At 57.8% G+C, this 13,721-nt stretch carries 13 protein-coding genes; 7 read left to right on the top strand and 6 right to left on the bottom strand.

Features of this window, described 5'->3' with window-relative positions:
* Window positions 1–3 precede the first annotated feature (3 nt).
* From NQ491_RS02285 to NQ491_RS02275, 3 genes are read left to right on the top strand one after another with little or no spacing between them, the layout of a single operon-like run.
* A complete protein-coding gene (locus NQ491_RS02285; RefSeq protein WP_019244962.1) occupies window positions 4–1,089 on the top strand; it encodes a 3-methyl-2-oxobutanoate dehydrogenase subunit VorB in 1,086 nt (361 codons plus the stop codon).
* A 6-nt stretch (window positions 1,090–1,095) separates the two neighbouring features.
* The gene (locus tag NQ491_RS02280) at window positions 1,096–1,857 is read left to right on the top strand and encodes a thiamine pyrophosphate-dependent enzyme (RefSeq protein ID WP_019244963.1); all 762 of its coding nucleotides are present in this window, start codon (window positions 1,096–1,098) and stop codon (window positions 1,855–1,857) included.
* Between the two features lie 38 nt (window positions 1,858–1,895).
* The gene (locus tag NQ491_RS02275) at window positions 1,896–2,447 is read left to right on the top strand and encodes a 2-oxoacid:acceptor oxidoreductase family protein (RefSeq protein ID WP_019244964.1); all 552 of its coding nucleotides are present in this window, start codon (window positions 1,896–1,898) and stop codon (window positions 2,445–2,447) included.
* A 344-nt stretch (window positions 2,448–2,791) separates the two neighbouring features.
* On the opposite strand, the gene NQ491_RS02270 is transcribed toward NQ491_RS02275, so the two are convergent.
* The 6 genes from NQ491_RS02270 to NQ491_RS02245 all read right to left on the bottom strand — a co-directional run bounded on the left by NQ491_RS02270 (window position 2,792) and on the right by NQ491_RS02245 (window position 8,396).
* Complete coding sequence (locus tag NQ491_RS02270) at window positions 2,792–3,004, bottom strand: PLD nuclease N-terminal domain-containing protein (protein WP_019244965.1); 213 nt, start codon at window positions 3,002–3,004, stop codon at window positions 2,792–2,794.
* A gap of 452 nt (window positions 3,005–3,456) precedes the next feature.
* A complete protein-coding gene (fmt, locus tag NQ491_RS02265; RefSeq protein WP_019244966.1) occupies window positions 3,457–4,422 on the bottom strand; it encodes a methionyl-tRNA formyltransferase in 966 nt (321 codons plus the stop codon).
* Window positions 4,423–4,427: 5 nt separating this feature from the next.
* Complete coding sequence (locus NQ491_RS02260; protein ID WP_026089500.1) at window positions 4,428–4,808, bottom strand: VOC family protein; 381 nt, start codon at window positions 4,806–4,808, stop codon at window positions 4,428–4,430.
* 12 nt (window positions 4,809–4,820) lie between these two features.
* Complete coding sequence (locus NQ491_RS02255) at window positions 4,821–6,056, bottom strand: bifunctional 3,4-dihydroxy-2-butanone-4-phosphate synthase/GTP cyclohydrolase II (protein ID WP_034282573.1); 1,236 nt, start codon at window positions 6,054–6,056, stop codon at window positions 4,821–4,823.
* A gap of 19 nt (window positions 6,057–6,075) precedes the next feature.
* Complete coding sequence (locus NQ491_RS02250) at window positions 6,076–7,569, bottom strand: LptF/LptG family permease (RefSeq protein WP_019244969.1); 1,494 nt, start codon at window positions 7,567–7,569, stop codon at window positions 6,076–6,078.
* Window positions 7,566–8,396, bottom strand: a complete 831-nt coding sequence (locus NQ491_RS02245) for a metal ABC transporter permease (protein ID WP_019244970.1) — start codon at window positions 8,394–8,396, stop codon at window positions 7,566–7,568. The genes NQ491_RS02250 and NQ491_RS02245 overlap by 4 nt, the downstream gene beginning before the upstream one ends.
* Before the next feature lie 136 nt (window positions 8,397–8,532).
* Between NQ491_RS02245 and mtaB the strand changes: the two genes are divergently transcribed.
* From mtaB to NQ491_RS02225, 4 genes are all read left to right on the top strand, one after another.
* Window positions 8,533–9,834 carry a tRNA (N(6)-L-threonylcarbamoyladenosine(37)-C(2))-methylthiotransferase MtaB gene (mtaB, locus tag NQ491_RS02240; RefSeq protein WP_019244971.1) on the top strand — a complete coding sequence of 434 codons (1,302 nt, stop codon included), beginning with the start codon at window positions 8,533–8,535 and terminating at the stop codon, window positions 9,832–9,834.
* A gap of 58 nt (window positions 9,835–9,892) precedes the next feature.
* A complete protein-coding gene (locus tag NQ491_RS02235; RefSeq protein ID WP_019244972.1) occupies window positions 9,893–10,645 on the top strand; it encodes an MCP four helix bundle domain-containing protein in 753 nt (250 codons plus the stop codon).
* A gap of 13 nt (window positions 10,646–10,658) precedes the next feature.
* Window positions 10,659–12,104 carry a TrkH family potassium uptake protein gene (locus tag NQ491_RS02230; RefSeq protein ID WP_019244973.1) on the top strand — a complete coding sequence of 482 codons (1,446 nt, stop codon included), beginning with the start codon at window positions 10,659–10,661 and terminating at the stop codon, window positions 12,102–12,104.
* A gap of 150 nt (window positions 12,105–12,254) precedes the next feature.
* Window positions 12,255–13,694: a hypothetical protein gene (locus NQ491_RS02225; RefSeq protein WP_147524883.1), complete on the top strand. Its 1,440-nt coding sequence runs from the start codon at window positions 12,255–12,257 to the stop codon at window positions 13,692–13,694.
* Window positions 13,695–13,721 lie beyond the last annotated feature (27 nt).

The following is a 13,721-nucleotide window of genomic DNA, read 5'->3' as shown; positions in this document are numbered from 1 at the left end:
GATATGGAAGAGATCAAATTGATGAAAGGGAACGAGGTGGTCGCCGAAGCCGCCGTGCGGTGCGGCTGCGACGGCTATTTCGGCTATCCGATAACGCCCCAGTCCGAAGTGCTCGAAACGCTGATGGAAATGCGTCCGTGGGAGACTTCGGGCATGACGGTGATTCAGGCCGAGAGCGAGGTCGCTGCGATCAACATGGTGTATGGCGGAGCGGCGACCGGCAAGCGCGTGATGACCTCGTCGTCAAGCCCCGGCATCAGTCTGATGTGCGAGGGGCTGAGCTATCTGGCCGGGGCCGAGCTGCCGTGCGTGGTGGTCAACGTGTCGAGGGGAGGTCCGGGGCTCGGTACGATCCAGCCTTCGCAGGCCGACTATTTTCAGGCCGTCAAGGGCGGCGGGCACGGCGATTACCATCTGATCGTGCTGGCGCCCTATTCCGTGCAGGAGATGTACGATTTCGTGCCGCTGGGATTCGATTTGGCGTTCAAATATCGCAATCCGGTGATGATTCTCTCGGACGGCGTGATCGGCCAGATGATGGAGAAGGTCGTGCTGTCGCCCGCCCGTCCCCGCTGGACCGACGACCGGATTGCCGAGCGGTGCGGCGCGTGGGCCGCCACGGGCAAGCCGTCTTCGCGCGGGCGGAACATCGTTACGTCCGTCGAGCTCGACTCGCTCGTACAGGAGCGTTTCAATCTGAAACTGAAAGCCAAGTACGATGCGATCCGCCGCGACGAGGTTCGCTTCGAGCAGACGCTTTGCGACGATGCCGACTACGTGCTCGTGGCCTACGGGTCTTCGGCCCGTATCGCGCTGAAGGTGGTCGAGATGGCCCGGGCGGACGGCCATCGGGTCGGACTGTTGAGGCCGATCACGCTCTTCCCGTTCCCGACCGAGGCGATCGACGGGCTGTCCCGCCGCGTGAAAGGATTCCTGTCCGTCGAGATGAGCACGGGGCAGATGGTCGAGGACGTGATGCTGGCCTCGCGCTTCCGCGTGCCGGTCCGCCATTACGGCCGCACGGGGGGCGTCGTGCATTCGCCCGGCGAAGTATACGATGCGCTGAAGTCGAACTTTTCATTGCAGTAAAAGGTTATGGCAGAATTTGAAGTGAACATATCGCCCGAAAACCGGGTATACGCCAAGCCGCGCCTGATTACGGACAATACGATGCACTATTGTCCGGGATGCAGTCACGGAGTGATTCACAAGCTGGTCGCCGAGGTGATCGACGAAATGGGGCTGGAGCACGATGCGATCGGGATTTCTCCGGTCGGATGTTCCGTGTTGGCTTACAATTATATCGACATCGACTGGATCGAGGCGGCCCACGGCCGGGCCGCCGCAGTCGCCACGGCCGCCAAGCGCCTCAATCCGTCGAAACTTGTGTTTACCTATCAGGGCGACGGCGATCTGGCCGCGATCGGGACCGGCGAGACGATCCATGCCTGCAATCGGGGCGACCGCATTACGATCATCTACGTCAATAATGCGATTTACGGCATGACCGGCGGCCAAATGGCTCCGACGACGCTCACGGGCATGAGGACGGCCACGACGCCCGACGGCCGCGACCCGAAGCTGCACGGCTATCCGTATAAGATCGCCGACATGCTCGCGCATCTGGACGGCGTGACCTATCTGACGCGTCAGAGCGTTCATACGCCGGCGGCCGTCCGCAAGGCGAAGAAAGCGATCCGCAAGGCGTTCGACAATTCGATGCACGGCGAGGGGCTCTCGTTCGTCGAGTTCGTCGCTACGTGCAATTCGGGCTGGAAGCTGACGCCGGTCGAGGCGAACCGGTGGATGGAGGAGCACATGTTCCCGTTCTATCCGCTCGGGGACATCAAGGGCTGATCCCGCATCGGGGTATTAACGGTTAAAAACGAAAGTATATGTTCAAGGAGGAGCTTATCATAGCCGGATTCGGCGGACAAGGGGTGCTGTCGATGGGAAAGATTCTCGCCTATTCGGGCGTCGTGCAGGGACTCGAAGTGACGTGGATGCCTTCTTACGGCCCCGAGATGCGTGGCGGTACGGCTAATGTGACGGTCATTCTGAGCGACGAGCGGATCAGCTCGCCGATCGCGCACGACTACGACACGGCCGTTATTCTGAACCAGCAGAGCATGGACAAGTTCGAGCCGAAGGTCAAGCCGGGCGGCGTGCTGATCTACGATCCGAACGGGATCGTGCGTCCGCCCTCGCGGAGCGATATTCGCGTCTATTCGATCGACGCGACGGCCGAAGCGGCCCGGCTGGGCAATATCCGGGTTTTCAACACAATGATTCTGGGCGGCTATCTGAAGGTTCGGCCGGTCGTCACGCTCGAAAACGCGTTTGCGGGACTAGCCAAATCGTTGCCCGAACGGATGGCCCGTCTGTTGCCTGCCAACGAAGCGGCCATGCGTCACGGGATGGAGATTATCCGGCTCGCTACGGCCTAACCATAGCCGAAAGCAGTTGTTGCGGAAAGAGGTGCCGATCGATCAGGAAAATCGGCTCCTCTTTTAATTTATGTGACTTAGGGGAAAACCCGGTTATATACTTCGTTGTGCCGGCCCTTGCATTCCCAAGGTTTCCGGTTCCTCGGCATCAAGTTTTCTCCAGCGGATGGACTTAGATGAGGGCTGCATCGGACGTGCGGCTTGTAGTCACAAGCTGCGACTGGCGGATACAAAAACTCCTGTTGCGAACGCACCTGGCATATAGAAGCAATGCCAAGTCGCCTTATGAAAGAAAACTGGGACGGATTTTCTGGCTCAATCACTTGCCGCACCGTGTCGAAATTTTATCGTTTTGTTTGCCCCGACTCGCAGGCTTGCTTCAGAAAGCGTTTTCTCCATACGAGAAAAACGATGCTTCCGAACAAAGGAACGAAAGTAACGATCAGTGCCCATAATAATTTATTGACAGAGCTTACTTTCAGGTTGATCAGTAAAACCAATGCGATGCACCATAGAATCACGATGCCGATCATGAATAGTTGCCAAAGACCTAACATAGAGGTTGAAAATTGGGATTTAATGTTCGTTCAGGTTCAAGAGAAAGTCGCGCATACGGAATAAACTGCCCCGGTTTTCTATATCGCACAGTTATAGAGAAAACTCTCCGTGATGGTATTATTGTTCGATCCGGTTTCCATTCGGGTGAAACTCTCTCCCTGCCGTTCGCTCTTTTCTGCATTCATTTTCTGACAACGCCCCCGGCAAGCGATACAATGCAAAGTGAAACGACGCGAAGCAGGTCAATTTTCCCGTAATCGTTCAACTTAGAGAAATCGGGTTGCGCTGCATATAGGTAAAACAAATATAATCAATCTTTTCCAAAATTCGGCCTTATGTCTAATAAATTGCGAGAAAAAATGGGCAAAACCGCAATGGGCCGAAAATACATCTTTATGAACATGGAAAAGATGTATCGGGGTTTATTCGAGCCGGTCGGGTCATTCGCCGGCTATCGGAAGGCGCAGCTTTCGATCTCCTTGAACCCTCGGAGCAATTCCTCGGTCGTCATGCGCCGGCGTCCGGCGATCTGCAGTTCCTCGATTTGGACATAGCCGTCCGCGCAGGCTACTTTGATTTCCGCCCTGCCGTCCGTTACGATGGCTCCAGGGACCTTTCCCGGCCGGCCCGCTTCGGCTTTCGCACGGAAGATTTTGACTCCGGCCGGTGTTGCGTCCGGACGGCTCAGCTCGCTCCACGCGGCCGGATACGGGCTCAGTCCCCGGATCAGGTTGCATATCCGGGCGGCAGGCTGCCGCCAGTCGATACGGCACGTTTCCTTGAATATTTTCGGAGCGCCCTTCAGGCATTCCGGGTCGACGGTCGGCTGTTCGACGGCCGTCACGGTTCCTTGCGCGATTTTTCCGATCGTTTCGACGACCAGTTCGGTCCCCGCTTCCATCAGACGGTCGTGGAGCGTGCCGGCGTCGTCGTCGGGACCGATCGGCACGCGCGTCTGGCATAGCACGGCTCCTTTGTCGATCTCGCGGTTCAGCAGGAAGGTCGTGACACCGGTCTCGGTCTCGCCGTTGATCAAGGCCCAGTTGATCGGGGCGGCGCCCCGGTACTGCGGCAGCAGCGAGGCATGCAAGTTGAACGTTCCCAGCTTCGGAGCGGCCCAAATGATTTCGGGCAGCATGCGGAACGCGATGACGATGCCCAGATCGGGCCTCATCGAGCGGAATGTTTCGACGAAAGCCGGGTCCCTGAGCTTCTCCGGCTGGTAGACGGGCAGTCCCGCCTGCAATGCGTACCGCTTGACCGCGCTCTGTTGTACGTGCAGTCCCCTGCCCGACGGCTTGTCGGGCATCGTGACGACGCCTACGACGTTATACCCCTCCTCGACGAGCTTGGCGAGCGGGGATACCGCGAAGTCGGGCGTTCCCATGTATACGATGCGCAGTTTTTTTGCTTCCATGCTTTTCAGATTGTGATTTCCACGCGGTTTCCCTCCGGATCGGCCACGACGCTTTCGTAATATCCGTCCCCCGTCGTGCGGGGCTCTCCCAAAACGGCATATCCGTCCCGCCTCAGCCGCTCGGTCAGATCCCGGACCTGCTCGGCGCTGCCTGTCGAAACGGCGATGTGACAGAAGCCTATCCTTTCGTCCTGCTCCGCACGGTCGGCGATCCGCGCGCTTCGCATCAGTTCCAGCGCCGTGTCGCCGAGACGGACCATATACGACTCGAACCCCTTGGCTCGGTTGACGTATTTCTCTCCGCTCCGACCGCCGAAATAGCGCTCGTAGAAAACGCGCATCGTTTCGAGGTCGCGAGTCCAAACGGCGATGTGGACAATTCTCATGGTGCGGGCAACCTATTTTTTGAAGAGGCCCAGCCTGTGGCCCATGACCGTCTCTTTGGTTTTCAGGTATTTCTCGTTGAACGGATTCGGGGCGATCACGATCGGCACGTTCTCGACGATGCGCAGCCCGTATCCCTCCAAACCGGCCCGCTTGAGCGGATTGTTGGTCATCAGGCGCATGTTCTTGATACCGATCTCGCGCAGGATGCCGGCTCCCACCCCGTAGTCGCGCTCGTCCACCTGAAAGCCGAGCTTCAGGTTGGCTTCGGCCGTGTCGTATCCCTGCTCCTGCAGCTTATAGGCTTTGATCTTGTTGCACAGCCCGATTCCCCTGCCTTCTTGGTTCAGGTAGACGACCGCTCCCTTGCCCTCGCGTTCGATCATCTGCATCGCCTCGTGCAGCTGCGGACCGCAGTCGCAGCGGTACGATCCGAGGATGTCGCCCGTCATGCAGGACGAGTGCACGCGCACGAGCACCGGCTCGTCCGGAGCCCATTCTCCTTTGGTCAGCGCGAAATGCTCCAGTCCGTTGCTTTTTTGCCGGAACGGAGTGAGGCGGAAATGTCCCCATTGGGTCGGCATGTCGACCGTCTCGCCCTTTTCGACGATCGACTCGGTCTGCAGGCGGAATGCGATCAGATCGGCGATCGAGACGATTTTCAGACCGTGTTTCTTCGCGATCTCATGCAATTGGGGCAGGCGCGCCATCGTGCCGTCCTCGTTCATGATTTCGACCAGCGCCCCGCCGGGCGTCAGTCCGGCCATGCGGGTCAGGTCGACGACCGCCTCGGTATGGCCGGGACGGCGCAGCACGCCGCGTTCGCGCGCCCGGAGCGGAAATATGTGTCCGGGGCGGCCCAGTTCTTCGGGCTTCGTGGCCGGATCGACCAGCGCGCGGATCGTCTTGGCCCGGTCGGCCACGGAGATTCCGGTCGTGCATCCTTGCGTAGTCAGGTCGACCGAGACGGTGAACGGGGTCTCGTGCAGCGACGTGTTGTGGGTGACCATCATCGGCAGGTTCAGCTCCTCGCAGCGCGATTCGGGCAGCGGAGCGCAGATCAGCCCGCGCCCGTGGGCCGCCATGAAATTGACGATTTCGGGCGTGATCTTTTCGCCGGCGACGATGAAGTCGCCCTCGTTCTCGCGGTCCTCGTCGTCGACCACGATCAGTACCCGGCCTGCCCGGATCTCCTCGATCGCTTCCTCTACGGAACTCAATATTCTCTCTTGAGGTTGTTTGGATGTCATATCGAAAGTCTGTGTTTATTTAGCGTGTTTCGGAACCGGCTGTGCCGGCGGGAGGCAATCCTCCCCGGAGGGCATTCCGCCGGAAAAGGCTCCGGAAGAAAGCACTGATTTTCTTATAGCGCGCAAGATACCACTCGGCGTTGAACAGGTTGGAATCGTTGGTCGCCTTATAAGTCAGGTATACCGAGATCGGAAGCAGAATGAACGTTGCGATCCACATGCCCAGAAACGAGTCCCACGAACCTTCCCGCGCCATCTTTTCGCCGGTGATCGTGATGATGTAGTAGATCACGAAAAAGCCGACCGAGACGACGACCGGCATGCCGAGCCCCCCCTTGCGTATAATGGCTCCGAGCGGAGCCCCGATCAGGAAGAAAATCATGATCGATACGGGCAGCGACATTTTCTTGTGCCACTCGACCTTGTATCGGTACAACTGGTTCAGCGCCTCCTTGGAAGTCGCCTCGTCGAACGAATAGTAACTGCGCGAATTGCGCGCCTTGTTCAGCGCGACGTCGTAGATCGATACTTTCGACCGGACGGGAAGGTTCTCGATCTTTTCGGCTAGTTCGGCCCGGGGCATGTCGACATGGGGAATCGAGTCGCTGGCCAGGCTTTTGTCGAAAGGGAAGATGAACGTATTGAGCAGCGGTTCGTACGAGGCGCTGGCCGACTCGGAGCTGATTTTCTCGAGCGAGTCGATTCCGGCCTGAAGTTCCCTGACGTTCTTGGTTTGGCTGCCGTTGAACATCGACTGGTCGGTTCGCTCGAAGTCGAAGCCGGGCACCTTCATCACCATGTTGTACACGTCGAAGATATTTTGGCGCAGTTCGCTGTTGTCGAACCATTTGTAGCCTCTCGCCTGCTCGTAGCGCTCGCCGCTGTACAGGGTGACCAGCAGATACTTCTTGTCGTCCGACAGGGAGATGTAGCCCGAGTCGGCCAGCGTCGTGGTCATATTGCCGTTCGGATCGCTCGTGTCGTAGATCAGCACGCCGTTCAGAAGTTTCGTTTTGGGGTCCTGACGGTCCACCCGGATGCTGATGTCGTCCATGCCGTTGAAAAACAGCCCGTCCTTGAATTCGATCGACTGTTTCTGCTGACGGATATCGTACAACAGGGCGGAGATTTTTTTCGTAGCGATCGGCACCAGATTATTGGCGACGAAAAAGCTGCCGACGGCTACGAACAGCACCAATATGATCAGCGGACGCATGATTTTCGGCAGGGAGATGCCGGCCGACTTGAGCGCGAGCAGTTCGTAATTCTCGCCCATGTTGCCCATCGTCATCACGGCGGCGAACAGCGTGGCCAGCGGCAGCACCATCGGGATCAGCGTGACGGCCGCGTACATCATCAGTTCCAGAATCACGTCCATGCCGAGCCCTTTGCCGACCAGCTCGTCGATGTAGCGCCACATGAACTGCATGATGAAAACGAAAAGCACTATGAAGAATGTCAGGACCATCGGCCCGGCATAGGACTTCAGTATGAGCTTGTGGACTGTTTTCATCCGTCGGTTTTACGCTTGAGGGTACGCAAAGGTAATAGTTTTACGACAATAAGCGTAAGAGTGAGGACAAATATTGTGACGGCTCCCGAAGGGACGTCGTTCCGGTAGCCGATGTACAGTCCGGCGAAAGAGCCGAGGACGGCGATCAGCGTGGAGACGGGGAGCATGCGGCCGAAAGACTGGGTCAGCTGGTTCGCGACGACGGCCGGTATGGTCAGCAGCGAGATCAGCAGCACGATGCCTGCCACGCGGATCGACATGACGATCGTGACGGCTACGAGAGCCGCCATGGCATAGCTTACGAGCCGGGTCGGCATGTTTTGGCTCCGGGAGTAGTCTCGGTCGAATGCCACGTAGAGAATCGGCCGGTAAAACAGAGCGAAACCGGCGACGATCGCCGCGTCGACCGCCCCCATCCAGAGCAGATCGGCCGACGTGACGCTCAGGATGTTGCCGAACAGAAAGCTCATAAGGTTCGGTGCGTAACCCGGGGTCAGATATATGAAGATGATGCCCAAAGCCATGCCGAGCGACCAGATCAGTCCGATGGCCGAGTCTTCGCGGATACGCTTTCCGGAGGACGTCGCCTCGATGCCCAGCGCCGAGGCGACGGCGAAAAGCAGCGCGCCGGCGATCGGATCGGCGCCGAGGTAGTAGGCCATGCCGATACCTCCGAACGAAGCGTGCGTGATGCCCCCGCTCAGGAACACCAGCCTGCGGCATACGACGTATGTGCCGACAAGGCCGCAGGCGATACCGCACAGCAGACAGGCGAGCGTTGCGTTGGCGAGGAACTTGTATTGGAGAATTTCTGAAAAGAAGCCCATAACGGTCGTTTGAAGAGGGAACCGACGGCAAAACTAACCCTTTTTTCACTAAAACGTTCGGGTCGGAGGATTTTGACCGGTGAAAAATAGACGGCAGTTTCGTACATTTGCAACTCATCAATGGAAATCACGGGTCATGTCGCAAGGGAAAAAGGTCGGATTCTATACGCTGGGCTGCAAGATGAACTTTTCGGAGACATCCACGATCGCGCGCGAGTTCGAAGCCGGCGGGTTCTGTCGCGCGCGACGGGGGGAGCCCGCCGACATCTATGTCGTGAACAGTTGTTCGGTAACCGAGCATGCCGATAAGAAATGCCGCAATCTGGTACGACGGCTGATCCGGGAGAATCCGCGCGCGCTGGTCGCCGTAACCGGATGCTATGCCCAGCTCCGGCCTCGGGAACTGGCCTCGATCGAGGGTGTCGATCTGGTCGTCGGCAACGGCGACAAGGGATCGCTTTTCGAGCGGATCGCTTCGATGCGAAGCAAGGGCGGGACCGTCGTTCACGGCTGCGAGGCTGACGAGCTGACCTCGTTTTTCGCCGCGTTCTCGACCGGGGACAGGACCCGCTCGTTCCTGAAAGTGCAGGACGGCTGCGACTATCGTTGCAGCTATTGCACGATCCCGCTGGCGCGGGGCGCAAGCCGCAACCTGCCGATCGCCGATCTGGTCGCCGAGGCGGAACGTATTGCGGCCGGCGGCCGGCGCGAAATCGTGTTGACGGGGATCAATACGGGCGACTTCGGCAAAACGACCGGCGAGCGGTTCGTCGATTTGCTGCGGGCGCTCGACGGGGTTCGAGGGATCGATCGCTACCGGATCTCGTCGATCGAGCCGAATCTGCTTTCCGACGAAGTCATCGCGTTCACGGCCGCTTCGGAGAAGTTTCAACCTCATTTCCACATTCCGATACAAAGCGGTTGCGACCGGATTCTGGGTCTGATGCGCCGCCGTTACAATACGACGAAATTCGCCGAGAGGATCGGAGCCGTGCGGCGCGCCATGCCCGATGCCTTTCTGGGGATCGACGTGATCGTCGGCTTTCCCGGGGAGACGGACGACGACTTCGCCCGGACCTACGATTTTCTGGAACGGATTGAGCCTGCGTTTCTGCACGTTTTCCCCTACTCCGTCCGTCCCGGTACTCCGGCGGCCGATCTGCCCGGACGTGTTCCGGCTCCGGTAATCGAGCGCCGGGCGGCCGCGCTCGGTGAGTTGTGCGACCGCCTGCACCGGGCGTTCTGCCGCAGCCATGACGGCCGGACGGCGTCGGTGTTGTGGGAAAGCACCCGGCGGGACGGCCGGATGTTCGGCTATAGCGAAAACTATATCAAGGTGCGCGCTCCGTTCGATCGCAGCCGGGTGAATACGATCTCTCCGGTGGTATTGCGTGCTTCGGACGATGGGGCGGCGATGGACGCGACGTTTCTCGCGTGAGGGGTGGCGAAAACGCTGTAAAATGCCTACATTTGTATTTCCGTAAAAACTCGGGCGTATGAAAAACATGGGTATTCGGGAAAAAATCCGGCTGGGATTTCTGGCGCTGGGCCTTTTGCTTTTCTTCTCTGGACTGATCTCTTTTTTCGAGCTCAGCAAGCTGAGCCGCTCGACGCAGAGCATGCTGGGCGCCAGCCTGAAAAACATGGAGTTGTCCAAGACGATGCTCGACGCCGTTCAGGATCAGAACACGGCTCTGCTTCAGATCATCGTTTCGGGCCGGAGCGACCGCGAGAGCGATTCGCTGCTGCATGCCGGACGCGAGAAGTTCGAGGCGGCTATCAGCGACGCGAAAATCTCGATCCGCGACCTGCAGGGATTCGATTCGGTCTATGCGGCCAACATCAGCTACAACGAGACGGTCGGCGCTTACCTGCGAGACAGCCTGCGAAAGGAGAACGTGGACTGGTTCGTCGATATCTACAAGACCTCCTATTCGGACCTGACCTCCTCGATCAAGAATTTCATGGTCTCGTCCCAGAATATGATGGACGCCAAGGCGAGGCGGCTGGAGGACAATGCCTACCGGGCGACGATGCCCGGATTCATCGCGCTGGTGATCGCCATCGTGATCGTGCTGATATTCTACTATTTCGTCAATCTGTACTATATCACTCCCGTGCTGAAAATCGACAGCGCTCTGAAAGCCTATCTCGATTCGAAGATGCCTTTCAAGGTGACTGTCGAGGGAAAAGACGAGGTATACAGACTGAAGGAGCGGATCGAGTCGCTGATCGATCAGAGCAAATAAAGACAGTGGCGCCATGCGGTTGAACGTCGTACTGAGATATGTAGGGTTGATCTTGCTGCTGGACGCAGCTTTTATGTTGCTGTCGGTCGTGGTATCGTTGCTCGGAGGCATGGATACCGGTTTCTACCCGTTGTTACAGAGTTTCGTATTGACGGCCATTTTAGGCGCTTTCCCGCTGATATTCGTTCCGCGCGGCGGACAGATCTCCAGCAAGGAGGGCTATGCGATCGTTGTCGGGGCGTGGCTGATGTCGTGTCTGGCCGGTATGCTCCCCTACGTGCTTTGGGGAGGCGAGTTTTCGGTTTCGGACGCCTGGTTCGAGGCCGTTTCGGGCTTTACTACGACCGGATCGACCAGCCTGAGCAATGTGGAGGCGCTGCCGCGGGGGCTTCTTTTCTGGCGAGCCTCGACCCATTGGTTGGGCGGCGTGGGCGTTGTGATGTTCGTTCTGGTCGTCCTGCCGTCGATGGGATCGACCAAGATGCGCCTGTCGAGCGTCGAGCTTTCGTCCATGGCCAAGGATAATTTCCGCTACCGGACGCAGAAAATCCTGCAGATTCTGCTGGTCGTCTATGTCGGTCTGACGTTGGTCGAGACGGTATTGCTCCGGATGGCGGGAATGAGCTGGTTCGAGGCCGTGTGCAATTCGTTTTCGACGATCGCCACGGGAGGATTCTGTACGAGGAATGCCAGTATCGCGGCGTACGGCAGTCTGTGGATCGAGATGATCGTCGTGTTTTTCATGGCCGTATCGGGGCTTCATTTCGGACTGATTTTCGCTACGCTGACCGGGAAAAGCAACAATATATTCCGTTCCGAGATCAGTCGCTACTATGTTCTGTCGCTGTTGTTCGGAGGTCTGATCGTTTCGGTCAGCCTTTGGGCGAGCGATATGTATCCGACTTTTGCCTCGTCGATGCGCTACGGCTTTTTTCAGGTCGTATCGGTGTCTTCGACGACCGGTTTCGCTACGGCCGATTCGTCAGTTTGGACGCCGTTGGCTATTATAGTGCTGATACTCTTTACGATGCAGTGCGCCTGTGCCGGATCGACTACCGGCGGAATCAAATGCGACCGTGTGCTGCTGGCGTTCAAGACGATCCGGGCGATGATGATTCGCCGGCAGCACCCCAATGCCGTGATTCGCGTCAAGCTCAACGGCGTGATACAGGAACAAAGCGTTGTCGACATGGCCATGCTGTTCATCGTGTTCTACCTGATGCTGCTGGCTTTGGGTACAATCGTTGTAGCTGCGTTCGGCATGGACCTCGAGACGAGTTTCAGCATGACGGCTTCGTGCATGGCCAATGCGGGCGTCGGTTTCGGAAAAGCCGGAAGCATGAGCAATTATCATGATTTTCCCGGAGCGATTAAGTATATTTGTACGGTGTTCATGCTGCTCGGCCGGCTCGAAATTTTCGGTCTGTTGCAATTGTTCGTTACCAATTGGTGGAAATAGGTATATGAATTTTTGAAAGAGATAACGGTATTCAATATTCTTGTAATGAATAGATTCGTTTTTTTTCTGTGTCTTTCGGCGTTTCCGTGCGTGCTTTTCGGGCAAAATGTCTCGGCGCGGGTGGCCGGATTGGAGAACGATCAAAAATACATGGAGTTGCTGGGAAGGGAACAGCAGCTCCACCGCATGGAAGATTCCGTGGTGCGCATTATCGGCGATACCCGCGAGCTGTTCTCTTCGCACTCGTCGCCCGACGAGCGGGAGAAGTACGGGGCCGAAATCTTACGTCTGGAAAAGGAACTGTATGAAATTCGCAATCGTATCGGTGTGACTGCCAATGAAATCGGAACGATCGAGCAAGAGTTCATCGTAAGCAATATGAACGGTTCCGGACCGTCCGGGACTGTCGTCGGACCGAAAGCGGCGGGCGAGCAAGTGCGTAATCTGGTCTACAACGCCTATTTCAGGGACCATTTGTCGGCTGCCGACTACCGCTCGCTGCTCGAGGCGCAGCAGAAGGAGACGTTGCCCGGTCGGCTGATCGCTCGCTACATGTCGAACTATGCCCGTCTGGACTCTTTGGCCGCGCAATACGCCGCTACGTCCGACCGGCAGCAGGCCGACGAGATCTACTCGCGTCTGTCGGTCGTGCGCTCGCTGAACGAGGCGATCGGCGATTCGCTCGCCGGCGTATGGGGATTCATATACGACAACAAAGTATATGCTTACGGTTATTTGCTCGACAAAATGGGCAAAACCGAGCTGCTGGCCGACTTCGAGGCCCGGTTCCGGAAAAACCGGCAGCAGGTCATGGCCGTGCAGGACAGCGTTGCGTCGATGGCGTTGTACGGATATCCGTTGCAGAAGCAGCTCGTGCTTTCTTATGAGAAGACGCTGGCCGATCTGCTCGGCTTTACGGCCGCATCCGATTCGTTGGAAAAATGTATGGCCGAGACGTCCCGCCTTTCGTACGGAATGCCGGAAATCGACCCGGCGCGCAGGGTGTTTATCGTTTACTCCGACATCGAGCGGACGACGCCTTCGGTCTATAATGCCCGCAATCCGATTCCTGAGAACGAGACCGATCAGTACGGCACGGTTTACCGCATACAGCTCGGAGCGTTTCAGCAAAAGCAGCCCGTTTCCATTTTCAAGGGCGTTTCCCCCCTATGCTACGACAGGACCGAGGAGGGGCGTTACCGTTACTGCGCAGGTGCTTTCCGCGAGCTGTCGGAGGCCGAGGCTGCTTGGGCCAAACTGAAGGAAATGGGATTCCGCAAGCCCGAGATCGTCGTTTGGCGCGACGGGGTGTTCGAGATGATCAGAAGCGGATCCGGAACGTCTTCGAAGGACGGAGGCCCCTTGTATCGGATCGAAATATCGGGACAGCAAGAGAATATCAGCGATGAAATACGGGAGATCGTGAGCCGTCAAGCTCCGGGCAAGGAACTGACTCGGGTTGCGACCGGTCAGGGAACCTTTCTCTATTCGGTCGGCAGTTTCGACGACCGTTTGTCCGCCGAGTCGGTTTGCGAGGCGATCAATGCCTCGGCTCCGGGGTGTGCCGCCGTACTCGAGATAGCCGAGTAGCCGGGGGCCGATTTTCAGTGCTTGCCG

Origin of the sequence: Alistipes ihumii AP11 (genome assembly GCF_025144665.1) — a bacterium.
Lineage (GTDB): Bacteria > Bacteroidota > Bacteroidia > Bacteroidales > Rikenellaceae > Alistipes_A > Alistipes_A ihumii.
Note: the sequence above shows the minus strand (reverse complement) of the source record. Positions and strands in the feature narration are given on the sequence as shown.